This is a genomic window from Ruminococcus sp. RTP21484sp1_RTP21277st1_D2_RTP21277_210401, from assembly GCF_040924225.1.
Taxonomy (GTDB): domain Bacteria; phylum Bacillota; class Clostridia; order Lachnospirales; family Lachnospiraceae; genus Blautia_A; species Blautia_A faecis.
This window is the reverse complement of record NZ_JBCOMJ010000048.1, coordinates 1-26,572: the sequence shown is the minus strand read 5'-3', so window position 1 is coordinate 26,572 and position 26,572 is coordinate 1. Positions and strand designations below refer to the sequence as shown.

The window sequence follows — 26,572 nt, the reverse complement described above, 5'->3', positions numbered from 1 at the left end:
AAGAAGGGTACCAGGAATTCTACCAGAAGATCACGGCAGATCCTGCGGTGACGGAATATACCATCACCCTTCTTAGCGGCAACACAGCCTTAAAGGGCTTGTATGTTTCCAGTTCCGACAAGTACGGAAAAGGAATCTTAAAATTAAGCCCGGATCTGGCTCCAGATAAGGAAAAATTTGAGACTTCCTACGATGGCGAACGGCAGAGCCTGAACATCTGGCCAGAAGTAGAGGATGAAAAAGCTTCTGTTAAGGTTTATGCCATCAGCGGTATCAAGGCAGGAACTGTAGAAAAAGATGAGACCATCACGGGAACGAAAGACAACAAAGACCGCCTCTACTGGAAGATCTTTTTTGCCGACCAGGAAAAAGAGGCGAAGGTCCGCCTGGAGGTAAAAGCAGAGGACGGGACAACCAGAGACTATTATATTACCCTGAAACTTACCGATACGACAGCTCCGGTACTAAAAAAAATCAGTGCCAGCCGTATCTCCACGGACACTGCTTCTGCTGTCTATAAAACTTCCGAAAAGGGAACCTGTTATTACCAGGTGATTGAGGCAGGGGCAAAGGTACCCGCCCTAGATACATGTGGGAAAGGAACAGAAGTATTAGCCGGAACCAATACCATTACCCTGACTGGATTATCCTCCGGGGAAAAAGACCTGGTGATCGTGGTAAAGGATGCAGCGGGAAATGTAAGTGATTCTTTAGTCATGGGGATCCCGGATATAAAAACAGCCGGTACCCCTGGAAACCTGGTACATGGCTCCGACCATGGCGGAAATAAGTCCCAGGCCACTATCCCAGGACAAAACGGCGAGGGTTCCTTATCCAATTTAAAACAGGTGGAGGGAAGCAAAGCTGGAGGCAAAGAGGGGGAGAAAACCACTGGGGAGATTAAGGCTTCCTTAAAGCTCCAGGGGGAGAAACAGACTTCTTTGTTTGGAAATATGAAGACAGCTGACACCAAAAAAAATGAGTCCCCGAAGTGGACAGACCGGACAGGGAAGAAATATGCAAAGGATTTAAAGCCTGGCTATACCATAGCAGGGGAGAAGGTGATGGAAAAAGCCACTCCCTCCCCGGTGGTAGAAGAAAAAAGTGAGGCGTCAGATGGTTTTACAGAAGAAACGAAAACCACAGTTACAAATACAACTGGAAAGAACCAGGCTCAGGAGGAATCTTTTGCAGGAAGTGTGACAAGAGGAATCCAAAAAGCAAGTCTGACAACAAAATTTCTTCTGGTGATTGCGGTATTGGAAACTGGTTTTGCTCTCTTTTTTGTAACGGCAAAGAAAAGGTTTAAAAAAGAAAGCAAGAAAAAGCCCAAAATAACGGCGTAAGCAAAGAAAAGAAGGGAGAACTGAATGAAACCAACAATGAAAAAATGGCTGACCGGACTTTTGTCTGCGGCCCTGTTAGCTGGAAATCTTCCGGTGTATGCGTTAAACACCGCTTATGCCGCAGAAGAGGATGGATTTTTTACAGATGAGACGGATTCTTTTGAGGGTGGTTCCCAGGAATCCGAAGACACACAAAGTGAGGATTCTTTTGCAAGCGTTTCTGAATTTACCGGGTTTACCTCCGGGGAAGCAGAAGAAGATTTTTCAGGAGAAGAGGACTTTGAAGCCTCTGATTCCCAGGAGGGATTTGAAGGGGAGACAGATCCTATCATCATGCCAGAAACCGATGCGCAGGATGAGGGTGGCTACCTTCAGAACTTGACCTTATATACCAGCCAGAGCGGTGCTTCTACCGTAGGATTAAAGCGTATGTCTGATCTTGACGCAGAGTTTGGCGGCAAGGTTTATGTGGCAGAATATGGTTCCAACATGGATTCCGCATCCTTCTGGATCACAGCGGATCTGGCAGGGAATGCACCGGAGGGATCCGTCCTTCAGCTGGAAACCACGGGACTGGACGGAGAAAAACAGAATGCGGAAATGTCAAAAAGCGGATACACAGATGGTACCCGTTACAATATAGCTGCCTCCGTTTTTGCAGCCGGAGAAAATGGCTCCAAAAGAGCACTTTATACTATCACCGCAGGAACAGAAGGGGACAAGCAGGTTTACCAGATCCTGGTAGAACGCCGTCTTGACCTTTCCGATCTCAAGGCCTGCCTGCCGGATGACAAGGACCTGGCAAAAAATATCCTTCCGAAATTTGACACGACAGGAACTACAAGGGACTACGAGGCAACGGTAGCAGTTTCTACTGCTTCTTTACAGGTGGTTCCAAAAGCGTTTTCCGGCAACTGGTATCAGCTTGCCATTTCCAGTGAAAATGTAACCACAGGCGAAGTAAAAGAGGTTCCGTTTTCTTCTACAGATACGGCTGTGAGCGTTCCACTGGCAGACACCGGTGATACCAAAGTGACGCTCTCCATGTCAGAGGCAAACACCTATGCGGATCCTGCCCTGGCAGAGAAAACCTATACCTCCACCGGCACCTACACCATCCTGGTTCATAAAAGCACAAGTGACAAAGTAAGTTTCCAGGTAACCCCGGAGGATGCGGTCATCAGCGTATATGGCAAGGATGGGGAGCGCCTTACCCCTTCCGCCGATTCCCTGATGGTTTATGAGAACATCCTTCAAGGAGAAGCCTATACGTGGAATATTTCTAAATATGGCTATATTTCCCAGCAGGGCAGTTTTACCGGCGGCGAGGTTTCCGACATTAGTGCAGAACTGGTAAAACAGGATGCTACGCAGCCGGAGATCACGGACAATGACTGGATCAATTTTCGAAACAGTGAAACAAATAACGGCATTACCGGAAGCAGCACCCCAACCAGTGCGGATTCCACCCTGTTAAAATGGACCAAAAGGATCGGAGTGGGCTGGGAGGCAGCCATCACACCACCACTGATCCTGGGCGGAGCAGTTTATGTAGCGTCTGGACAGTTTATCTATAAGCTGGATAAAAACACAGGGGAAATCCTTCAGACCAGCGAACAGCTCTCTGGAAATATGCAGTATGCCATGATCCCCCTTACCTATGCAGAGGGAATGCTCTTTGCACAGATCGGCGGCGGTCAGATCCAGGCGGTCAGTGCTACTTCCTTAAAGTCCTTATGGATCAGTGAGTCCCTGGGAGGTCAGACACTTTCCCCGATCACTTACAAGGATGGTTATATCTATACCGGAACCTGGAATTCTGAGACTACAGCAGGCTCTTATTTCTGTCTGTCTGTTACAGACGAGGATCCATCCACAGGAACGGAGATTAAACACTGCACCTGGAAATACAACCATAAGGGCGGCTTTTACTGGGCTGGTTCTTATGCCTCATCCGATTACCTGATATTTGGTTCCGACGACGGTTCTTCAGAAGGAACAGATACCAACTCCGCCATCCTGTATTCCGTAAACACACATACCGGATTGCTCATGGATAAGATGACAAGCCATGGAGATATTCGTTCTACTATCGTTTATAATAATGGTTATGTATATTTCACCACCAAAGGCGGGTATCTGTACCGCGTGCAGATGAATGCAGACGGCACCTTTGGAACTGCCTGCAGCTATAACCTTGGCGGCATGGTAACTGCTTCCCCGGTTGTATATAAGGGGAGGATCTATGTAGGTGTCTGCGGAAACGGTGGCCAGTTCAATTCCGATGGCGGTCATCATTTTGCAGTCTTAACTGAAACCGCTTCCGGGATCTCTCTGGCATATAACGTATCCATCCCAGGCTATCCCCAGGCAGCGCCTCTTTTGTCTACGGCCTACGAAAACCAGGATTATAATGGGGATGGACAGGCAGATGGAAGAGTCTATCTGTACTTTACCTACAATGCAAAACCAGGCGGTATTTATATGCTGTCCGATGAACCGGGACAGACCTCCGGAACAGCCGTAGAGCTTTTCCGCCCGGCAAGTGACCAGCAGGAATACTGCATCAGTACCATCTGTGCAGACCGTGAGGGCACCCTTTATTACAAAAACGATTCCAACTATCTGATGGCTCTGGAAACAAATGGAGCCTATCTGGACAGCGTGACAGTCACAGCAGATACTGGAAAAGTGACCTGGCCTTCTGCTTTCCGAAAAGATACCTTAAAATATAATTTAACGGTAGCAGAGAATACCGGCAAAGTGACCTTTGATTTTAAAGCACCGGAAGGCTGCACCATAACTGTAAATGGACAGGCGTATGCAGGAAGTTTTGTAGCGGATGTAAGCGGCGGCTCCACAGATGTGAAGGTAACTGTAAGCGGTATGGGAAAGAGCAGGGAATATACTTTCCATATTTCCCAGGATATTTCCACTCCGGTTCTTGCGAACATGGCACTTAGCACCAGCAATACCTACTCCAATACGGCAAACCGGATTTCGCTGTCCCCGGAATTTAGCAGTGTAACAACCAGCTACCGGGCAATCTATAAAGAGAGCCGGGAATTTTTAAATATCTTTGCAGAACCGGCAGACAGCAGCGCATCGGTTACCGCTGTGGGAGTCCGTGGCACCAGCAAGGTAACGGTTCTTGGAAAAGTAACCGGAAGTGGTGCAGCACACAGAATTGCCATGTATTTTGATAAAACAAATCCAGAGGCAGAAGCAGAGGTAAAGGTTACCGTTACCACCAAATCCGGAAAGACAACCGACTATACCATTGTGGTACAGCGTACCGATACCCCATCCCCGACACCGACTGTAACTCCGGTTCCGGCTACCCCGACACCCGTTCCGCCGACTCCGACACCGACGGAAGTTCCGGAGGTATTTGGTCCTTGGACAACCGTATCGGGAGCAACGGTATTTGCCCCCGAAACACAGAAACGCACCAGCAACAAGGGAAGAACGGAAACCCGCACTGTAGGAAGTAAACTTACCCCAACCATCAAAGTAAATGCCACCAGTATAAAGCTGAAGGTAAAACAGTCTACCACAAAGGTGAAGGTGAGCGGTCTTGCAAATGGAGATTCCGTAAAATCCTGGACAACCAGCAACAAAAAGATTGTAACAGTGACAAGCAAGGGTACTATAAAAGGACTGAAAGCTGGAAAAGCAAAAGTCACCATCACACTTGCAAGCGGCAAAAAACAGGTGGTCAACGTTACGGTACAAAAGAAGGCGGTGAAGACAACCAAGATCATAGGCATTGCTTCTAAGGCAACCCTGAAAAAGGGCAAGAAACTGACATTAAAGCCAGTCATCAGCCCGATCACCTCCCTGCAGAAGGTAACCTATACCACTTCTAATAAGAAGGTGGCAACTGTTACCGCAAAAGGTGTGATCACTGCAAAGAAAAAAGGAACTGCCACCATTACGGTAAAATCCGGTTCCAAATCGAAAAAAATTAAGATCACAGTAAAATAAAAAAGATAGAACAGGCAGCAAAGCCTTAAAGGGCTCCTGCCTGTTCTGCCATTTAAAAGAGGCAGGAGCAGCTTCGCAAAAAAAGTGAGGAAAAAAATGATATATATTAGCCATTTAGTTTTAGATGATGACATGAAGGCTTTGGTAAAAGAGTATGGAACTGGGATCGAGAGCATTGATTTTTCTATTTCGGATAACCTGGATCAGCTTTCGGATTCGATCAAAACGTACTGGGAGAAAATGAAAGAGATAGGAACCAGGGATCTGATCCTTCACGGTCCGTTTCTGGATGTGAACCCCTGTGCATATGACAGTATGGTGCGGGAAGCCACCATGACAAGATTCAACCAGTGCTATGAGGCGGGGCTTCACCTTGGCGCTAAGAAGATTGTCTTTCACTCTGGCATGAACCCGTATGTTTACTACAAAGAATATTGGGCGGAGCAGGTTGCCAAATTCTGGCAGGAATTTATGAAAAACAAAACAGAACTTGAAGTCGTGCTGGAAAATGTATTTGATGATGATTGGCGGCTTCTTTTGGATGTTTATGAGAGGGTGAACCAGCCAAACTTCAAGCTGTGCCTGGACATCGGACACGCGCACTGTTATTCTTCTTTGGATGTCAGGGAGTGGGCGAAAAATCTGGCTCCCTATGTAAGTCATGTCCACATCCACGACAACTGCGGAGACCGGGATTCCCACATCGGGCTTGGAAGCGGAAACCTTCCCTGGGAGGAAGTGCTTGGCTATCTGCCGGAAACAAAAGAACGTACCTGGACCATTGAGTGCATGCAAAAAGAGGACATAAAAAGATGCCTTGACAGCCTGGCTGAAAAATAAGTTGTGGAACAGCACTATTGATAAATTGCTTTATATCGTCAGGAGAATATGGAAATTATGATGAGATGAGGGATAAGCCCCCGATAGTATGGATCTTTGGAACTATGCTGCCGGGGGGCTTTTGATTTACGGCTACTTATAAAACGCCAAGACACAGATTATAAACGGATCCTGTTTGTGTGCCAAATTAGGGCTGGAGGTTTTGAGAATAAAATAAATTATTTTTAGCAAGGATGCAACGGATACCGAAATTTTACGTGATATATAGTGAAAAAGGAATAACGAAACTTTGAAGGGAGGGCTCTAAAAATTTTTATTTACAACTTATAGGGAAAAATTTAAGAAAACGAGGTAAAAAGGATGAGTGGATTAAAAAAGTGGATGGCAATTATTATGACAAGTGTTACAATTATGGGAAATATGGCAGGGCAGGGTATCTCTGTAATGGGTGCGGAAAATGAAGCGTAGGAAGTAATTTCCAGTGGAAACATTTATGTAACAGAAACTGGTGCTAAGGAAAGAATTGTCAGAGTAAATGAAGATGGATCTTTTGTAACAGAACCAATTGAAGCGATTTCTTCCTATGCGACAAATGCGCCATGTGAACATCCGGCGAGATATTTAGAAGCTGTTGGTAAAAAGACAGATTTTCGAACAGTTGGAACAGCTGGAATCTGTTACAAAGAACGGCTGATTATCTCAAACAAATGTAATAAATGCCATCGTAGGGGGATAAAAACTTACACTCCATGGACATATTGCAGTAAACATAGTTATCCGTTTTTGAAGAAGACCTGTAGTATTTGTGGATATAAAAAATAATCACGGTTAAGAGAAAGGAGCAGCATGATGAAACGAAAAAAGTTTTGGATTGGAGCGGCAGCGTGTATGCTGATTGGAACAGCTTCAGTGGCTGCCAGTTCTGGAGTTGAATTACATGAATTTTTCAATGCAAATGGAGAGAGGGTAATGTACCCGCTGGCCACATTTGACGAAGATCCGGATTTAAGCACCAGCGGACCACAGGATCAGGTATCAGTGGGGCAGATTATTGAAACAGAAGACGGAAAAGAAATAGTTACTGCGGTAGATGGTCAGGGAGCTTATATGACAGAAGTAATTGACCAGTAAATGGAAATGCAGAAAAGGAATTAGGAACGAAATATATTTCATTTCCTTTTCTGCAAAAAAAATAAAAAAATTACATTTTTCATGCGACCAATTAAAATAAAATACGTGATATAAGGTGAAAAAGGAGGATAGCTTAGGATGGATGATGCACAGATCATTAATTTGTATTTTGCCAGAGATGAAAATGCAATTGTAGAGACCAAAAATAAATATCAAAATATGTGTTATATAGTTGCACACAATATTTTATACAGCAGGGAGGATTCTGAAGAGTGTGTAAATGATACATGGCTTTTTACCTGGAACAGCATTCCTCCAAGAAGACCATCTATTTTGTCTTCCTTTGTTTCAAAAATAACAAGAAATACAGCAATCGACCGTTATCGGAAAAGAAATGCGCAGAAACGGGTGGATTCACATATGGAAGATATTGCTGGGGAAGTGGAAAAAATTGGAAGTGCAATTTCTTCTGATATTGAAATTTATTTAAAAAAGAAAGAACTTGTAAAATTATTTGACCACTTTTTATCAACGCTTTCGGAACGTGACCGGGATATTTTTATTAGACGCTACTGGTATATGGATCCTGTAAAAGCGATAGCAGACCGACATGCCTGTGGGGAAAGTAAGATCAAGTCAGTTTTGGCTCGTAGCAGGAAAAAACTTTATGGTTTATTAAAGGAGGCTGGCTATGAGGGATAATAAAGGATGGGATTTTTTAACGGCATTTGAGGATATAGATGAGAAATACATTTATCAGGCGGCGAAACCGTGGAAAGAAAATAAAATCGTAAGAGTCAAGCGCTACATACGGGTTGCAGCAGCCTGTATCATATTAGTGGCTGCTATTGGTGGTGGACTTACACATCAGAATGAGGTAAAAGCAGCCTGGTATAAAATGACTTCTCTTATTGGCCGGATTTTGGGAATTGAGAAGGAAACAGATGAATATGTGAAAACAATTCAAAAGACAATCGAAAAAAATGGAATTGCGGTTTCGTTAGAGGAAGTTGCAGCGGATGCAAAAAGCCTTTGGATTGCATATTCTCTGACTGATGAAAATGGCGAAAATGACATTTCCATGAGCAGCATTCAGGTCGCAGTTGATGGCGAGTCATTAGCGTTAGAAAATCAATATTCGCTTGATAACAGTAGCGGATCAGAAAAAGTGACTTCCAAATACTTTGCAGCGAAATTTAATCGAAGTAGAGCTGATCATTCCCAGAAATTTGAAATTCAAATAGGAACCTTCCAAAATCAAAATGAGCAGGTTGAAGAAAGGGATGTATATAGTTTTTCATTTACAGCAGATCCAGAAGCACTGCAGGCAGACACAAAAGAAATTGACATTCAAGTGTCTATCCCAATTGAGAAGGATCAGACGTTTTTGATTTCAGAAATGAAATATAATATTTTCGGATGTACCATTTCTGGATCATATTCCGATATGACGGAGGACGACGAATTTTGGCTTCGCGGGAAGGACGATTTAGGAAATGAATATGTTTTTAATCTCACTTCCTATGATAAACCGAATCTAATTTTTGAATTACAAGATTGGAGAATTTTGGATCATGCAAAACAGTTAACGCTGCAGCTCTATCACTATTCAGGAACTACAGGAAAAATGGTTTCCTATGAGCAGAAAGAATCAGAAGAGGCTTACATAGAAGAAATAGGAACGGTATATGATGAAGACCAGGCACCGGAAGACCTAGCGGTTTCAGTTGGAGATGGTATTACCGTTGATTTACAAAATTAAATCGGAAATGTAGTAGCCTGCAAATAAAAAGTCAAGGCTAAATTGAAGAACATTGAAAATTTTATACAGGTTGAAAATTAGGTATCAAAATAAGACCACCACACCAGTGCTGGCCTGAAAATATTAGTGGATAATTAAGATTCTGGAAGAGATGAAAGATATTCTTTCACTCGTCCGTAGTAGATTCTTAGAAACTTGTTGGCACCTGCAGTCATATAGACATAGTAAGGCTTGCCTTGAGCACGTTTCTTATCTAAGAACTGATAAACAGGATCATCTTGCGGATGCGTTTTAATCAGGACATCCATTACCTGAAATAAAGTCTTTCTAAGATCAGAGGAGCCTCGTTTGGAAGTTGGAACACTTTTTTGTTCATAACTTCCCGATTCATTAACACCGGGATCTACACCGGCAAATGCAGTAATAGCACTTTTGTGAGTGAAACGGGAAACATCTCCGATCTCAGCTATCAACTGAGGACCAAGTGAAGTTCCAACCCCTTTCATAGCCATAACGACAGGATATTCCGGGAGTTTGGATGCAGTTTCATTCATGAGAGTGCGTAGTGACTCAACAGTTGTAGAGGCACTATTAAGCTGGTCTACAGCCTGCTTAATAATAAGCTTTGTAATGGCATCCTTTGAAAGTACAGGAACAAGTTCCTTTGCTTTTCCATAGATTTCCTCAGCTTTGGATTGGCTGAAGTTGTACTTCTTACGTTTGCACCAGTTTTGATAATGGTCGATAAAGGAATTCAGGGACATTTTACGGACACAGTCTACATGCCAGTATGTAGATGCAAAATCAACCCATTTCTGGCTGCCGTCACTGCGTGCAGGACTGTCAAAGTAAGTATTGACACCAGGATAGGTTTGGTCAAGGATGCCGATAAGATTATTTTTCATAGCCGTCTTGTGTTTTATGTAAAAGCCGAACTGACGGTTCATGGTTTTGAGCTGATTGCGTAATTCATCCATAACATTATACTGTTTAAGATTTTGCCATTTGTCAAGAGCATATCGGGCAATCTTAACAGCATCTGCTTTATCAGATTTCACTTTACGAAGAGAATCATTATCAAAGTCTTTGATAAGTTTTGGGTTAATGGCACTGACGAAAAGATTTGCCTCTGAAAGCTGATGAGCGAGGACTTCATAATAACGCCCTGTGTGCTCCATCACGATTCGGGACTCACCTTCAACAGAGTTGATGAGTTCTACAAGTGAATTGATACCACTGGCTGTGTGTTTGATTTCGAAAGGTGCGGAAACAATTTCACCGAAAGGTCGCATGATAGCAACCATACTCTTACCTTTTGAAACATCGATACCTACTGCGTTCATAAATTGTCACTCCTTAAGATTATTGCAATGGATAAGTACCAGTTTTACTCATTGCCTATTCAATCTACTGTGGTGTGACGCGAATGCACCTATGGCGATTCAACCTGCATAAAACGAACGCTGCGAATGAGGAGCTGGTTATCAGTCTTAATTACGGACGCGGAGTCCAAGAAAGTATTCGATATACCGATTGCTCCATCATTATACAGCTTAAGCAACAAGATGGATAATTCCTTACTGGCTGTAAGGGATATTAACCATAAATATATTGTAGTAGAAAGTATTCACTGCGTGGAATCAGCTCCTCGTTTTCATCGAGGATCGGCTTCCCTGTATATTCATCATGCTGAAACAGGAGATATTTTTGTGCTTCACCGTAATCTGCGTTTTTACTTGCTATGTGTTTCAGGATTGCCATGGAGATCTCCTTCATTCTTAACTTTAGGCTGGCCGGAGATAGAAGTAAAATCACCTGCCATTTTTAACACTTCATATTTCATTTCGTAGATTCTTGCGATACTCTGATTTATCGCTTTTCTCATTTCCTGAGAATGGATACCGCCGCTGTTGAAGTGCCGGGCAATCTGGTTCAGATTACTGCCAATCTTTCCAAACTCAGCAATCAGTTTTTTCAATTCTGGTATATCTGCCACAATCTCATATTTAACAGTGACTTTTTTATTCATTATCTGGTTCCGTGCATATTCTGCCAGTGTAAGATTTGCACTTTTGGCATTTTCTGCTACGATTTCGTATTCTGTGTCTGTGAGACGGAGCATAATCTGGTGTGTATGACGGAGCTGTCCGTCCTTCTTTGGCCTTGCCATGTGTTTCTCCTTTCCCGTGACGGCAGAGCCATCACGTTGCGACTATTTTATAGGAGCCAGATTGCACATTTAAAAAATGTGCAGCAACCGAGGGTATGGGGAAGCAGAATCCCCATCAAGATTGCCAGGTAAGCAAAACCACGAAAGTGAGTTTTGAGTTACTCTGGCGAATCTTGCTTTAAAAGAGAGAATAATTACCTTTCAAATAAAAGCCAATTAATTTATCTTAAGGGAAAGTCTGAGTTACTAATTTTTGAATATGAAATGATTTAAGATTTATGAGATGGCAATTTACAATAAATGAAATAAATTGTTTAAAAAAGCATATTGTTGTATTTTAGATTATTTTTAGAAGTAAAAAAATATAGCGAGCATGAAGGAGAAATGTAAAAACATGACAGAGGGAAGATAGGTATATAATATTGAAAGTGGCAGATATGGATTTTGGGTATCAGATTTATGGTGGCATAATGGATTTCATTGCGGTGAATGCTTGGAGGTATGCTTGATGGAGAATGGACAACTACTCGGATGGAAATAAATATCAATCAGGTGTGGTGTTTTGTTGGTACACCATATAGGGTAAGTAATTTGGAATGTGTTAGAGCAAGGATAAAATAAACGCCACCTTACAACTTTTTGAATAAAAAAATATCGTACAGGGATTTTCTGATGTTAATGACATTGCCGTGAACAGTATCAGCTAGTGCAAATATAATATGATTTAGACGTCAAAAGGGTAATTTGCTAACCGGAATTATTATATTTAGTATATTTACTTCGTGTAATGTTGTAGAAGAATCCGGTCAAAAGGACTTTTGACAATCTAATTATAGTATAATTTATATAAAAAAAAGAATGCAAAAATTCGGGAAATATTGTATAATTATTAAAACGTTATAAAATATGGAGAAATAAGGTGGAAATATGGCAACCATTCTTGATGTTGCAAGATTAGCAGGAGTATCGCAGGGAACAGTATCTAATGTGCTGAATGGTAAAGGCAATGTAAGCAGTGAAAAAATTCGTGTTGTTGAAGAAGCTGCTCAGCAGTTAGGATATACAATTAATGAAAGAGCAAGGATATTACGTAAAGGAACGGGAAAAGTTGTAGGAGTTATTCTTCCTACAGTTGAATCACGGCAGTATCGTGAATTCTATTATAGTTTAAAATACTATGTAGAAAGCAATGGCTATTCAACAGAATTATTCTTGACAAATAATAGTCCTCAGGTTGAACTTGAGATGATTCAAAAAGCGAAATCTGTTATGGTATGTGGCATGATTGTTATTACATGCCTATATCGAAAGGAGAATGTTTACAAGCAAGCTGGATTTGCAAAGGTTTGTTTTGTTGAAAGACATCCTGGTTTCGAAGCCGATTATTTTGGATTTGATTATAAACTTGCTGGTATCCAGATGGCAAAAAAAATATTGAATAATGGATATAAAAATGTATTAGTTGTTACGGAATCTGAGAAATATACTAATGAAGCTGAGTATTTAAAAGGTTTTTGTTCCGAAATTGATGAAAGTTCTTATTGCAATGTTAAAAAAATTACAACTGACTTAGGAAGAGTATCCCATAGCATTTTAAATTTATTTGCTTCAAATGAAGAGATGGATGTCATTGTGACAACAAATATGGGATTTGCTGAAAAAATAAGACAGATAATTAATTCTTTTTTTTCCGAAAAAAAAATAGATATTCATACGCTGTCTCCTGTAGTATATCTTCCAGAAAAAGACTTTAAAAAATATGAGTTAAATTATAGTTTACTTGGACGAGAAGTTGCAGCCAGAATTATTCAGAACAAGGGAAATTTGATACCAGAAACTCACATTTTTGAAAATGATGGTGAGAGAAATTGGAAAAACATTCAAGTTAGTCACGAAACAGCAGAATGTCTGAATATATTAGCGTTAGATAGTCCAGAATCTATTATTATGCAAGGGCTGGCACAATTTTATACAGAAAAAACAGGTACAAAAGTAAAAATAGCTGTTTTTGCATATGATGAAATTTATGATCAGTTTGTCAATTCAGAAACATCAGATTTATATGATGTATTCAGGATTGATGTTACATGGCTTTCGTGGTTTGCGGAAAGATTACTGCTTCCATTGGATAAGATTGAACCTGATATAAGTAAGGTGTTTTCTGAATATTTGCCTTCTCTGGAAGATAAGTATTGCTATGTAAGGAATAAAATATACGCGCTTCCAGTATCTCCAAGTTCGCAGCTTTTGTTTTATAGAAAAGATCTTTTTGAGAATGTTGCGATTAGGAGAATGTATCGTGAAAAGTATAAACAGGAATTAAAAATACCGGAAACGTTTGAAGAATATAATAGGATTGCGGCTTTTTTTACTGAAGGAAATGGGTTTGGTACAGATGTTCGGTATGGAGCTAACTTAACATTAGGGAATACAGGTGTTGCATCTACAGAATTTTTAACACGTTTTTTTAGTCATAAAGATAATCTATATAGTGATGAAGGTAAAATAATTATCAATAATGATGTTGGAAGAAAAGCACTTGAAGAGTTGGTAGAAGCTCAAAAATATGCACCAGGAAAAACTGCTCGTTGGTGGACTACAGCTGCAAAAGAATTTGCAAATGGAAATGTTGCAATGATGATTAATTTTAGTAATTACGCATCAGAAATTCTTGGATATAATTCTAAGATCGTAGGAAATGTAGGATTTGGAATGGTACCAGGAGGAAACCCAATTTATGGAGGAGGCTCTCTTGCTGTTTCTAAAAATAGTAAACATCCTGAAGATGCGCTGGCGTTCATTAAATGGATTACTATGGAACCAGTTGCATCGGCGATGGCAGCACTTGGCAGTGTTTCTCCGTGCATCAAAACATATAATAAGTATGATATAATAAATACATTTCCATGGTTGGAATTTTCAAAAAAATGTTTTTCATTATCTCGAACAAAGAGATTACCAGATACAGACTATAGACCTTTTGATGAAAAAAAGTTTTTGAATATAGTTGGTTCTGCTGTAAAAAATGTAATGTCAGGGTTGCTTAGTGTAGAAGAGGCGTTGGAAAGAGCACAGAGTATGATAGATTCTGAATTCTGATGCTATATTGAGAAAAAGGAGGGGGAGTGGTTTATAATCCAGTCCACTCCTTCTTTTTTTGTATGTATTATACTTTAGGTGTTTACCGAACCAATCTGCCAATAGCTTGGTCTTGCGCTTGGTTCCATGACTATCTTTGATACATCGGGCATCGAAGCATGGGTTACCGAAAATAATCCCAAGTATGTAAACCGCATTATTAAATACTCGAAGGCTTTTGCTAAAGCAAATAATCTTGATGAGAATTATAATTCTTATAAAGTAGCCTATGTTTCCGTGCATATCTATGTTGTTGCCAATCCGGTTATCCAGCAAATCAAAGATAGCTTTTGCATTGCCCATCGTAAAACTTAAAACGAAAAGACTCTTCGCGCAGACTTATCGTTTGCAGGCATTACATAACTTGTTACAGTGATGGTTGCTGATAAAATTCATCAGTATCAATACATCCGAAGTCTTACGCCTTTAATTGTCTGACATTTACTTTTCATAACATCTTTTTCTTAGTGGCTAGTCCGATAAGTCTTTTTGTTATGCCTGAATTTAAAATCATACACTTTCCATCCTAAGAATCCTGTATTACAGGATTCTATCCTTGTTTTCAATCAGGATTGCGAACTTGTTTTGCAATAACCAAATTCTTATTATATATCGGTTTCATTTCTTCGTTCCGAGAGCGCTTTAATGGAACTGGAATATTCCGAGGGAGTCATGCCCGTAATTTTTTTAAATTGCCGGGAAAAATAGTGGATGGACGAATAGCCTAGGAAATCAGAAATCTGGGTAAAATTCATCTGGTCCTCCCTGATAAGTTGTTTTGCAAATTCGATTTTCATCTGCAGAAAAAGCTCAATCACACCACATTGATGCTGCTCCCTGAAAAGTTTTTGCAGCTGTGAGCGGCTGATCAGATTATCGTGGCAGATTTCTTTGACAGAGACAAATTCCCGAATGTGTTCCTCCAGATAAAAAATGATTTTGTTGTATTGGGCAGAATCTCCTTTTATGTGGAAAAGCTTTGTTTCAGGAACTGATAACTGTGGGATGGTATGGCGGCGGAACATCGAGATGAGCAACTGTTCCAGATAGAGAACCAGCAATTGCTGAGAGCCAAAAAGACAGTCCGGACGCATGTTCATTTTCTGCAGGTACGGGTCATCCAAAGGGGAGGCAATACAGCGCCTTGCTTCTGCAATCAGCATGCCAAGAAGACTGCGTTCCCATTCGGAAATGGTGAGGATGCGATTTTTGAAAAATTTCATACAGGGAGAATCACATGCAAAAGAGACAACCACAATATTGGGCGGAGTTTTTCCTTCGGCCTCCATGGTGTGAAATTCATTGGGCTTATGGAAGATGACCTGACCACGGCTTAAATGGTAGATAGCTTCGTCTGTACATACTTTGGCAGAGCCCTTATCTATACATTGGAATTCCCAGAAATCATGAACTTCGCCGGGAAAATGGAAATCACTGCGATATTCAAAGTAATGAACAGTATAAACAGCGGAAATATGCAGTTCCTGATTCAACTGCAAAGCTTCATATGCCACTTTTCTGTCCTCCTATCTACTAAAGATTTTTGTTGATGTATAGTATAATGCATATGAGAAAAAAAAGCCAGATGGTTGAACGCATTATGTAAAAGAAAGAAGCAATAATGTAAATACTATTGTTTCGGACATGTTAAAATGAGGCTGATAGAACAGAAAGGAAGGGTGTTTTATGAAGAAACCAGTTTTAGTAGTTATGGCAGCAGGTATGGGAAGCCGTTACGGCGGTCTCAAACAGATTGACCCGGTGGATAAGGAAGGTCATATTATTATGGATTTTTCAATTCATGATGCAGTAAGAGCCGGATTCAAAAAAGTGGTTTTCATTATCAAGAAAGAAAATGAAGCAGATTTTAAATCTGCCATTGGAGACCGTTTGAGTAAAATACTGGAGGTTGCTTATATTTTTCAGGATCTTCATAATATTCCGGAAGGTTATGCTGTGCCGGAAGGCAGGGTGAAACCATGGGGAACCGGGCATGCCATCTTAAGTTGTTTTGATGAAATTGGCGGACCTTTTGCGGTGATCAATGCGGATGATTATTACGGAGCGCATGCGTTTAAAATGGCGTATGATTTCCTTTCCAAAGGGGAGGAGGACAACGGTGTTTATCAGTATATGATGGTTGGGTATAAGTTGGAAAACACACTGACAGACAACGGTCATGTGGCGCGAGGCGTCTGTGTGACAGATGAGGAAGGACATTTGATCACGATTAATGAGCGCACCCATATCGAAAAGAGAGAGGGCGGAGCTGCTTATACGGAAGATGACGGCTCTACCTGGGTAGAAATTCCAGAGGGTAGTACCGTATCTATGAATATGTGGGGATTTTCCGCAAGTATTCTTCAGGAATTAAAAGACCGTTTCCCGAAATTCCTGGATGAGAATCTGGAGAAAAATCCGCTGAAATGTGAATATTTCCTTCCTTTTGTGGTAGATGAGCTTTTGGGCGAGAAAAAAGCAACGGTAAAGGTTTTGAAATCCATGGACAAATGGTATGGGGTAACTTACAAAGAGGATAAGCCCGTTGTAGTAGCAGCTATTCAGAAGTTAAAAGATGAAGGTCTTTATCCGCAGAAATTATGGGAGGAAGAATAATTGGAAACGAAAAAAATTGAGGAAGTAATCGAAGAATTTGATTTTGCTGGCGAACTGACAGAGTGTATTCCTTATGGAAACGGACATATCAATGATACCTATCGCCTTACTTTTCGGGTAGGGGAAAAGGTAAATCGTTATATTTTGCAAAGAATGAACAAAAGCATTTTTACTGATCCTGTAGGACTGATGGAAAATATCAGTGGCGTGACTTCTTGGCTGAAGAAAAAAATCCTGGAAAATGGCGGGGATGTGAAGCGTGAGACGTTAAACCTTGTAAACGATAAGGAGGGCAGTTCTTACTATGTGGATAAGGAAGGAGAATACTGGAGAGTTTATCTTTTTATTGAGGGAGCCACCTGCTATGATCAGGTGAAAAATGAAGATGATTTTTATCAAAGTGCAGTTGCTTTTGGAAATTTCCAGCGCCTTTTGGCGGATTATCCGGCGGAAACTCTTCATGAGACCATCATGAATTTCCACAACACGGTAGATCGTTTTCAAAAATTCCAAAAAGCTCTTTCACAAGATGTGTGCGGCCGTGCAAAGAGTGTGCAGGAAGAGATTCGCTTTGCTATGGATCGTGAGGAACTTTGCCATACTCTTGTGGATATGCAGGAAGATGGACAGCTTCCTCTTCGTGTTACCCACAATGACACGAAGTTGAATAACATTATGATTGATGACAAAACTGGAAAAGGCATTTGTGTCATTGATCTGGATACAGTGATGCCGGGTCTTTCTGTGAATGATTTTGGGGATTCCATCCGTTTTGGGGCAACGACAGCTGCAGAGGATGAGAGAAATCTGGATAAGGTTTCTTTTGACCTTCATCTTTATGAAACATATGTAAAAGGATTTATCGAAGGCTGTGGCAAAGCTCTGACGGATATGGAGTTAGAGATGCTTCCTATGGGAGCTGTTCTGATGACTTTTGAATGCGGTGTTCGTTTTCTGACGGATTATCTGGAAGGTGACCATTATTTTAAGGTTCATAGAGAAGGTCATAATTTGGATAGATGTCGGACACAGTTTAAACTGGTGAAGGAAATGGAAGAAAAACTTTCCGAAATGAAAGCCATTGTGCAAAAATATAAATAGCAAATATAAAAGAAGTTAATGACTGAAAACAACAGCATGATATGAGGAGGAAATAGTTATGTCAATTTTAGTGACAGGTGGCGCAGGATACATTGGAAGTCATACAGTTGTAGAACTGCAGAACGCAGGTTATGATGTAGTGGTAGCGGATAATTTGTGCAACTCCAGTGAAAAATCTCTGGAAAGAGTAGAAAAGATCACAGGAAAACCGGTGAAATTCTATAAGGCAGATATCCTTGATCGTGATGCTTTGAATGAAGTTTTTGATAAAGAAGAAATCGATTCCTGCATACATTTTGCCGGATTAAAAGCCGTTGGCGAATCTGTTACAAAACCATGGGAATATTATGAAAATAATATTGCTGGTACTTTGACTTTGGTGGATGTGATGAGAAAGCATAATGTAAAGAACATTATTTTCTCTTCTTCTGCAACGATTTATGGTGATCCTGCAGAGATTCCGATTACAGAAAACTGTCCGAAGGGACAGTGCACCAATCCGTACGGTTGGACCAAGTCCATGTTGGAGCAGATTCTCTCCGACATTCAGAAAGCAGATCCGCAGTGGAATGTAGTGCTTCTTCGCTACTTTAACCCAATCGGAGCACATAAGAGCGGAACTATCGGCGAGAATCCAAACGGCATTCCAAATAATCTGATGCCATATATTACACAGGTGGCTGTAGGCAAGCTGAAAGAACTGGGTGTATTCGGTGATGACTATGATACTTTGGACGGAACTGGTGTGAGAGACTATATTCATGTGGTTGACCTTGCAAAAGGTCATGTGAAGGCTCTGAAGAAGATTGAAGACAACTCCGGCTTAAGCATTTACAATCTGGGAACCGGAAAAGGCTACAGTGTCCTGGATATTGTGAAAAACTTTGAAGCAGCGACCGGTGTGAAGATTCCGTATGTAATCAAACCGCGCCGTCCAGGTGATATAGCTACCTGCTATTCTGATGCAACCAAGGCAAAAGAAGAGCTTGGCTGGGTAGCAGAAAATGATATTCGTGAGATGTGTGCAGACTCTTGGAACTGGCAGTCCCATAATCCAAATGGATATGAAGATTGATACAAACTAAGAAGTAGAACCCCAATATAAGAAAAATAAAAAGCACCTGACAGTGATGAAGATGAAAGCTGTCAGGTGCTTTTGCTTTTCTCTTTGTCAAATTTTTGCTCGCGGGTAAGTTCAAAGACAAATTTGTGGAAGGAAGGGATATTTGGAGTTTTACCATAAACTTTGAGGAGATATTTTATTTTGGCAACAAAAATTTCCGTGTTTATGCGGCTTTTGACGTTTCGCAAACGCCTATATATTATACTGTTTATTTTAGGCTTTGATATAAAGAAAGTTAGAATTCAATTTTAATTATTGAATTTTGTGAAAAATATAACGTTATAATAAATAAAAAAGGAAAATGAAGTTAAAATATACTAAAAAAACATGTTAATTCATTGTAAAATATGCAAAAATGACTATTTTAGATATTGACACGTTATAATAAAAGTGGTATTATTTGTATGCAGCAAAAAAACGTGAAACGTTATAAAATTAGGAGGAAAATCTTATGAAAAAAATGTTAGCTACATTATTAACAGGAGCAATGATTGTTTCAGCAGGTTCTGTCATGGTACAGGCAGAAGAGGTAGACAAGAGTCAGTCAATTGTTATTTACACCAACAACGGCTCTGAAGGTCGTGATGAATGGTTAATTAACAGAGCGGCAGAAGAAGGCTTCAATGTGCAAGTTGTAAGTCTGGGGGCATCTGCAGTGACAGAGCGTATGATTGCTGAAAAAAATAATCCATTGTGTGACGTCGTTTTTGGTTTGAATAACATTGAATATGAAAAACTGAAAGCAAATGATCTTCTGGAAACATGGAAACCTGATTGGACAGATGGAGTAGATGAAAGTTTGATTGATTCGGATGGATATTATTATCCTGTAACAACAACACCTCTTTTACTGATTGGAAATGTTGATTATGAGGATATGCCATCCGATTGGACAGATCTTACTGATGAAAAATATTCTGGTTTGTATCAGCTTCATGGTTTAAACGGTGGTACTGGAAAAACTGTGTATGCAAGTATTATTAGTCGTTATCAGGATCCAGAAGGTGAACTTGGTATATCTGATGAAGGTTGGGAAATTGCAGCATCATTTTTAGGAAACGCTCATAATATCGCTGAAGGTGAAGATTCTATTGGAGAAGTTATTGATGGTACATACCCGATGGATGAACACTGGGCATCAGGTGTATTAACAGAACAGAAAGAACGTGATTATAAATTCCAGGTTATGACCCCTGAAGTTGGAGAACCATATGTAGTTGAATCTGTAGCAATTGCAAAAGGCACTAAAAACTATGATCTTTGCGTGGAATTTCTTAATTGGCTTGGAAGTTCTGATATACAGCTTGAGTGGTCAAATAATTTTGGTACAATCCCATGTCAGAAAGATGCACTTGCAAATGTATCCGATGATCTGGCAGAATTGATGGAAATGCTTACTCCGCAGGATCTTGACTGGGGATTCATAGCAGAAAATATTGATGCATGGGTAGAAAAAGCGGAACTGGAATTTATTCAGTAATTGTAACTTTTTATAAGTTCAGATAGGAGCATACCATGGTAAAGTTTGAGAATGTTGAAATTAGATATGGTGACTTTGTAGCAATTAATGATCTGAATCTGGAAATCAAGGAAGGTGAATTTTTCACCTTCCTTGGTCCAAGTGGATGTGGAAAAACCACTTCATTAAGAGCACTTGTAGGATTCATTACTCCTTCTAAAGGAAAGGTTATTGTTGCTGGAAAGGATGTAACTAATCTGCCGGTAGAAAACAGAAATATCGGTATGGTATTTCAGAGTTATGCGCTGTTTCCGACAATGACAGTTTATGAAAATATTGCATTTGGTATGAAAGTGAAGAAACTGCCAAAAGCTGAGATTGACAGGAAAATCCGAGAAGTTGCTAAAAAAATTAAAATTACGGATGAACAATTACAGAAAAATGTTTCCGAGTTATCAGGTGGGCAGCAGCAAAGGGTAGCTTTGGCCAGGGCTATTGTACTGGAACCTAAAATATTATGTTTAGATGAGCCGCTCTCAAATCTTGATGCCAAGCTTAGAATTGATATGAGATTGGAATTAAAACGTCTCCAAAAAGAACTGGGAATCACAACATTGTATGTCACACATGATCAGGAAGAAGCGCTGACACTTTCTGATAGAATTGCTGTTTTTAATAACGGTTATATTGAACAGGTGGGAACACCATATGAGATTTATAATTCTTCAAAAAGTGAATTTGTTTGTGATTTCATAGGTGATATTAATCGGTTTGGAACGAAAATATTGACTTCAATTAATGAACAGCTTGGAACAAAATTAGATGTTCAAAAGACTGGTTTTATCAGGATCGAGAAATGTGTGAATAATTATATGCCTAATCATGCAAAAATCACGGGAACTGTTACTGAACTAGAGTTTAATGGGATATTGACAAAATATACTCTTTCTTGCATGGGTGAGACCATTAAGTATCTTGAGAAAAATGATGGATATAAATACTATAAAGAAGGCGACGAAGTAGATTTATATATTGACTATCAGGATATCATGCAATTTTAAAGGGGGAAAGCTCTATGGGAAAATTAAAATCGAAATTGCAGGATGGAACAATTAATATCCCTGGGCTGATTTTGAAGCTCTTTTTAATATGGTTTATTTTTTCTTTCCTGGTGTTTCCTAATGTTAATTTGCTTTTAAAAGTCTTTATTAAGGACGGGCATTTTTCATTGGATGCTATCCATAAAATTATGAAATCAACAAGAGCGATTAACAGTTTGAAAAACAGTTTTTTGCTGGCTGTTGCATCCGTTGTTACTGTGAATGTTTCAGGAATATTGATTGTTTTATTCACAGAATATTTCGATATAAAAGGTTCTAAAATTTTAAGCCTGGGATTCATGACAACTTTAATTTATGGAGGCGTTGTTCTTGTTACCGGGTATAAATTTGTATATGGGGAAACTGGTATTGTTACAAAAGTTTTAATGCAGTTCTTTCCGAATATGGATCCGCAATGGTTTGTGGGGTTTGGAGCCGTATTGTTCATTATAACGTTTTCCGGAACATCGAATCATATGATGTTTCTTACAAATGCAGTACGAAATTTGGATTACCACACAATTGAAGCTGCAAAAAATATGGGAGCTTCACAGGGAACAATTCTTTTTAAAATTGTTCTTCCTACAATGAAACCTACAATTTTTGCAATTACTATTCTTACGTTTATTGCTGCTTTGAGTACGATGTCTGGGCCGTTGATTGTCGGTGGACCTGATTTCCAGACCATTAATCCGATGATAAAGACATTTGCAAATATGACTGGTTCTCGTGATATTGCAGCATTGTTGGCAATCATATTAGGAATTGCTACTTCAATTCTTCTGTTTATTATGCAGAAAATAGAAAAAAAGGGAAATTATATTTCTATTTCTAAGACTAAAGCTAAAATGACAAAACAGAAAATTGAAAATCCAGTTTTAAATGTGATTGCACATATTGTAGCATATGTTATGTTTGTAATTTATATGCTTCCTATTATCAACGTTTTGGTGTTTTCATTTACAGATGGAATGACCATAAAAACAGGTCAAATCAGAAAGGATTCATTTACCCTGGAGAACTATGCAAAATTGTTCCGTTCCTCAACAGCATATAAGCCATATCTGGTTAGTATTTTATATTCCTTTGTGGCAGCGCTTACTGTTGCGGTTATATGTATAGCTGTTGCAAGAATTGTTACGAAACTGAAGCATAAATGGGATAAACTTTATGAGCCGTTGATTCTTATTCCTTGGTTGTTGCCTTCCACAATGATTGCGCTGGGTCTTATGATGACATATGACGAAGCACGTTGGAATCTTGCTAATAAAGTTCTTGTAGCTACCCCTGTGATTATGTTGATAGCGTACATGATTATTAAACTTCCATTTTCATACCGTATGATTCGTGCTGCATTTATCGGGCTTGATGGAAATATGGAAGAGGCTGCGCAGGTTATGGGAGCAAAGCCATTCTATACAATGCGAAAAGTAATACTTCCTATTATCATGCCTGTTGTTCTTTCTGTTGTTGTGTTGAATTTTAATGGTTTGTTATCAGAATATGATTTATCTGTTTTCTTGTATCATCCTCTGTTCCAGCCATTAGGTATTGTAATTAAGCTTGCGACAGATGAAACTGCTACTACGGACGCCCAGGCAATGGCATTTGTTTATACAGTAATTCTTATGATTATTTCGACAATTGCTCTTTGGTTGGGAAGATATGATGGAATTGCTACAATCAAAGGAATTTTTTCGAGAAAGAAAAAGGAAAATAAGGCATGATGAAATCAACTTTAGAATTAAGAAAAGAAAAAGGTATCTTAGTTGCGGCTCATAGAGGAACCTCGGGAGGAAACATTCCTCCAAATACAATTGCTTCCTTCGATATCGCATTAAAGGAAGGGGCTGACATCCTTGAGATGGACTTGTTTAAGAGCATAGATGGAGAGATATTTGTATTTCATACGGGGATGGAACCGGCTCAATTGGATCGACATATAAAAGTTGAATCAATGACATCTGAAGAAATAAGAAGACTTAGATTGTGCAATGTTGATTTGACAGAAACCTTTTTGCCTTTAAATACTTTTGAAGAGGTATTGGAACACTTAAAAAATAAATGTATTTTGAATCTTGATAGAAGTATTAAAATACTGGATGATGTCATGAAAATTGTAAATAAACATAATATGGCAGATCAAGTTCTTCTAAAAAGTGATCCTTCGGATGCATCTTTGAAAATGGTAGAGACTTTTGCTCCAAAAGTGGATTATATGCCAATTTTTATGGAGGAAGATGTTGCTTCAGAAAAGATAGAGAATATGAACATCAATTATATTGGTGCAGAACTTGTTTTTAAAAGTGAATCATCTTCTATTGCACAGGATTCTTATATTGACATGATGCATAAAAAAGGAAGAATTTTATGGGGGAATTCAATTGTGTATTCAAGTCGTGTGCCATTAGCAGCAGGACATAACGATGACATATCTCTTACTGGTGACCCGGAAGATGGATGGGGATGGTTGGCTAAAAAGGGATTTGATATTATTCAAACGGACTGGACACATCATTGTGTAAATTATTTACGTAATCGTTATTAGAAAAGGCGGTGGTAAAAATTATTACATTTTTAGGTTCTGGATCTGCGTTTAATCCTCTTTTAGGGAATACGAGTGCTTATTTTGTGAGAAATAATAAATTTTTTCTTATTGATGCAGGAGAAACTGTTTTTACAAAATTGTATGAAATGAAATTGTTAGAACAATATAATGATATTTATATCATTATAACACATACCCATGCTGACCATGTGGGAAGTCTTTCTTCTATCATTTCATATAGTTATTTTGTGTTGGGGAAGAAGGTTAAAATTATTCATCCTGAGAAATCATTGATAAAATTATTAGAAATGATGGGAATTACATCGGATGCATATGAAATGCTAACAGATGAAATTAATCTTATAGGGGATGTAAGAATAGAAGCGGTTTCGGTAAAACATGCTGATGATATAAGATGCTATGGTTATGTATTGGACTTTTCTGATGAAAGAATCTATTACAGTGGAGATTCTTATGAAATTCCAAGTATGATTGTGAAAGATTTTTTTGCAGGAAAAATTCAGACAATATATCAGGATACGACAGAATTTTCTTCTGATCATTTGTCACATTGTCCATTAAGCACATTGGAGAATGTATTTCCTATCGAGAAGAGAAAAGATATTTACTGTATGCATTTTTCAAATGATTTTTTGAAAAAAATCGAGGAAAAAGGATTTAAGTATGTTCAAGTAAAAAATATTTCTGCTAATTAGGAAACTCAAAAGAATTTCGGGGCCGCCGTACTAAAGAGATTTAGTACGGGCAGCCCTTTTTAATTTTGTGACTTATGAATGGATAGAAACAGATAATTAATTGGATGGAGAGGTGTTGAAATGAGCGTAGAATTATTAGGTAAGTCTTTAAGCGATTTAAGTATTGTTACAATGATTTTCCGCATTATATTATCCATGGCTTGTGGAGGCGTTATTGGTCTCGAAAGAGGAAAGGCGAATCAACCTGCAGGTATGAGAACATATATGTTGGTAAGTCTGGGATCATGTGTTGTTATGATTACTGGGGAATTTTTATTTTATAAATATGGTGCAGGGGATCCGGCTAGATTAGGTGCACAAGTTGTCAGCGGAATTGGTTTTTTAGGTGCAGGAAGTATTGTAATATCTGGAAAATCAAAAATAAAAGGCTTGACTACTGCGGCAGGACTGTGGGCATCAGCTTGTATAGGACTTGTAATAGGAATCGGTTTTTTTGAATGTGGTATAGTTGCCACTCTTGCAGTTTATGTTATTATTAGAAATTTTAAAAAATTGGAAGACAGAATTACGTTTAACGATGGTTGGTTTAGCGTTTATGTTCGTCTTGAAGATGTTTCTAATCTTTCAGATTTTTATACTGGTATAAAAGATATGGGAATGAAAGTTGGAGAGGTTCAGGTTTATGATAAAAAACACGAATTTAAGGGAGCCATAGTTTCTATTCAGAATTGTGCTCATAGAGATAGAGAGGATGTGTTATCTCTTCTGAATTCGTTACGAGGAGTGATAGATGTCAAATATATTTCTTGACGGTATATAGATATACAAAATGAGGAAAATATAATGACAAGAATATATATGTTTCCTCATTCCTGTTTTTGATATTTTCAGAGCTCTCTTGTAAGTAAAATAGATAGACAAGCGCTAATACTTGTGCAGGAGGGGCACGAATTGCTATGTAGAATTTTAAAAAGACTATACACTCATAATCGTAGGTTGAAAGTATGTTCTGCTAAACAAGGTACTCATTCGGGGGGCTTTTCCTTTTGTTTAAGTTGAGATAATTGTAAAAGTAAACTTTGCTAATACAATGACAGAGTCGAGAAACAATAGAAAGGCTATCATGCAACATGTGTGATTGGGTTTAAAAAGAATTTGAAGGCTATGACCAAAAGGAATATATAAGATTCTCACAGCCAATATTGAATAAGGAGCTAGGAAAAAGGAAGCAGGCTGTTATATGCCTGCTTCCTTTATAAAAAAACTTAATAAGTATAAATACAAAATCTGGAGGAAAAAACATGCAGAGGGAAATGATAGGGGAAACTATTCGTAAATTCAGGGCGGAGAGAAAGCTGTCTAGGGAAATGTTGGCTGAACAAACTGGGATTAGTGTATCCCATCTTGAAAAGATAGAGAATAATTTAAGAAATCCCAGTATGAAAACATATGTAAGACTAAGGGCAGCTCTCTGCTTGTTAGGGGCTGGATGATCTGCCAATGATTTGATCACCTCATATTTCTTTTGTTCATCC

General features: G+C 39.2%; 21 protein-coding genes and 2 pseudogenes. 19 read left to right on the top strand and 4 right to left on the bottom strand.

Features of this window, described 5'->3' with window-relative positions; genetic code table 11:
• The 6 genes from AB5706_RS21920 to AB5706_RS21895 all read left to right on the top strand — a co-directional run.
• On the top strand, positions 1–1,346 hold a 1,346-nt coding region (locus tag AB5706_RS21920; protein ID WP_472515494.1), incomplete at its 5' end, for a hypothetical protein.
• Positions 1,347–1,370: 24 nt separating this feature from the next.
• Complete coding sequence (locus AB5706_RS21915) at positions 1,371–5,333, top strand: cadherin-like beta sandwich domain-containing protein (protein WP_347161036.1); 3,963 nt, start codon at positions 1,371–1,373, stop codon at positions 5,331–5,333.
• Positions 5,334–5,429: 96 nt separating this feature from the next.
• Positions 5,430–6,173 (top strand): sugar phosphate isomerase/epimerase family protein, encoded by a 744-nt coding sequence (locus AB5706_RS21910; RefSeq protein WP_118580687.1) that lies wholly within the window; start codon positions 5,430–5,432, stop codon positions 6,171–6,173.
• A gap of 846 nt (positions 6,174–7,019) precedes the next feature.
• A complete protein-coding gene (locus AB5706_RS21905; RefSeq protein ID WP_147422319.1) occupies positions 7,020–7,304 on the top strand; it encodes a hypothetical protein in 285 nt (94 codons plus the stop codon).
• A 138-nt stretch (positions 7,305–7,442) separates the two neighbouring features.
• On the top strand, positions 7,443–8,006 hold the full coding sequence (locus AB5706_RS21900) for an RNA polymerase sigma factor (protein WP_118580693.1): 564 nt from the start codon (positions 7,443–7,445) through the stop codon (positions 8,004–8,006).
• A complete protein-coding gene (locus tag AB5706_RS21895; protein ID WP_347161035.1) occupies positions 7,996–9,066 on the top strand; it encodes a DUF4179 domain-containing protein in 1,071 nt (356 codons plus the stop codon). The genes AB5706_RS21900 and AB5706_RS21895 overlap by 11 nt, the downstream gene beginning before the upstream one ends.
• A gap of 134 nt (positions 9,067–9,200) precedes the next feature.
• On the opposite strand, the gene AB5706_RS21890 is transcribed toward AB5706_RS21895, so the two are convergent.
• The 3 genes from AB5706_RS21890 to AB5706_RS21880 all read right to left on the bottom strand — a co-directional run bounded on the left by AB5706_RS21890 (position 9,201) and on the right by AB5706_RS21880 (position 11,236).
• Entirely contained in the window at positions 9,201–10,409 is a 1,209-nt protein-coding gene (locus AB5706_RS21890; RefSeq protein ID WP_195982893.1) for an IS110 family RNA-guided transposase, read from the bottom strand.
• A gap of 253 nt (positions 10,410–10,662) precedes the next feature.
• Entirely contained in the window at positions 10,663–10,827 is a 165-nt protein-coding gene (locus AB5706_RS21885) for a hypothetical protein (RefSeq protein WP_330634160.1), read from the bottom strand.
• Entirely contained in the window at positions 10,799–11,236 is a 438-nt protein-coding gene (locus tag AB5706_RS21880) for a plasmid mobilization protein (protein WP_195589465.1), read from the bottom strand. Before AB5706_RS21880 ends, AB5706_RS21885 begins: the two co-directional genes overlap by 29 nt.
• Before the next feature lie 421 nt (positions 11,237–11,657).
• Here AB5706_RS21880 and AB5706_RS21875 point away from each other — a divergent pair.
• The 3 genes and pseudogenes from AB5706_RS21875 to AB5706_RS21865 form a co-directional block, all read left to right on the top strand.
• Positions 11,658–11,857: pseudogene (locus AB5706_RS21875) on the top strand (DUF5348 domain-containing protein).
• 306 nt (positions 11,858–12,163) lie between these two features.
• Positions 12,164–14,335, top strand: coding sequence for an extracellular solute-binding protein (locus AB5706_RS21870; RefSeq protein WP_195589462.1), 2,172 nt, complete (start codon positions 12,164–12,166; stop codon positions 14,333–14,335).
• 84 nt (positions 14,336–14,419) lie between these two features.
• Positions 14,420–14,680: pseudogene (locus AB5706_RS21865) on the top strand (ISNCY family transposase); the annotation flags it as partial.
• A 299-nt stretch (positions 14,681–14,979) separates the two neighbouring features.
• Here AB5706_RS21865 and AB5706_RS21860 read toward each other — a convergent pair.
• Positions 14,980–15,888, bottom strand: coding sequence for a helix-turn-helix domain-containing protein (locus AB5706_RS21860; RefSeq protein WP_195589454.1), 909 nt, complete (start codon positions 15,886–15,888; stop codon positions 14,980–14,982).
• A gap of 172 nt (positions 15,889–16,060) precedes the next feature.
• Here AB5706_RS21860 and AB5706_RS21855 point away from each other — a divergent pair, with 172 nt between their 5' ends.
• From AB5706_RS21855 to AB5706_RS21810, 10 genes are all read left to right on the top strand, one after another.
• Positions 16,061–16,990 (top strand): nucleotidyltransferase family protein, encoded by a 930-nt coding sequence (locus AB5706_RS21855; protein WP_195589452.1) that lies wholly within the window; start codon positions 16,061–16,063, stop codon positions 16,988–16,990.
• On the top strand, positions 16,991–18,091 hold the full coding sequence (locus AB5706_RS21850) for a phosphotransferase enzyme family protein (RefSeq protein WP_195589450.1): 1,101 nt from the start codon (positions 16,991–16,993) through the stop codon (positions 18,089–18,091).
• A gap of 58 nt (positions 18,092–18,149) precedes the next feature.
• Complete coding sequence (gene galE / locus AB5706_RS21845; RefSeq protein WP_195589449.1) at positions 18,150–19,166, top strand: UDP-glucose 4-epimerase GalE; 1,017 nt, start codon at positions 18,150–18,152, stop codon at positions 19,164–19,166.
• Positions 19,167–19,665: 499 nt separating this feature from the next.
• On the top strand, positions 19,666–20,694 hold the full coding sequence (locus tag AB5706_RS21840) for an extracellular solute-binding protein (RefSeq protein ID WP_195589448.1): 1,029 nt from the start codon (positions 19,666–19,668) through the stop codon (positions 20,692–20,694).
• Positions 20,695–20,729: 35 nt separating this feature from the next.
• Entirely contained in the window at positions 20,730–21,734 is a 1,005-nt protein-coding gene (locus AB5706_RS21835; RefSeq protein WP_195589447.1) for an ABC transporter ATP-binding protein, read from the top strand.
• Between the two features lie 14 nt (positions 21,735–21,748).
• A complete protein-coding gene (locus AB5706_RS21830) occupies positions 21,749–23,500 on the top strand; it encodes an ABC transporter permease (protein ID WP_195589446.1) in 1,752 nt (583 codons plus the stop codon).
• On the top strand, positions 23,497–24,321 hold the full coding sequence (locus tag AB5706_RS21825) for a glycerophosphodiester phosphodiesterase family protein (protein ID WP_226855062.1): 825 nt from the start codon (positions 23,497–23,499) through the stop codon (positions 24,319–24,321). The genes AB5706_RS21830 and AB5706_RS21825 overlap by 4 nt, the downstream gene beginning before the upstream one ends.
• 8 nt (positions 24,322–24,329) lie before the next feature.
• Positions 24,330–25,037 carry an MBL fold metallo-hydrolase gene (locus AB5706_RS21820; RefSeq protein WP_195589445.1) on the top strand — a complete coding sequence of 236 codons (708 nt, stop codon included), beginning with the start codon at positions 24,330–24,332 and terminating at the stop codon, positions 25,035–25,037.
• A gap of 120 nt (positions 25,038–25,157) precedes the next feature.
• Positions 25,158–25,847 (top strand): MgtC/SapB family protein, encoded by a 690-nt coding sequence (locus tag AB5706_RS21815; protein ID WP_195589444.1) that lies wholly within the window; start codon positions 25,158–25,160, stop codon positions 25,845–25,847.
• Positions 25,848–26,338: 491 nt separating this feature from the next.
• Positions 26,339–26,530, top strand: coding sequence for a helix-turn-helix domain-containing protein (locus tag AB5706_RS21810; protein ID WP_195700444.1), 192 nt, complete (start codon positions 26,339–26,341; stop codon positions 26,528–26,530).
• Positions 26,531–26,572 lie beyond the last annotated feature (42 nt).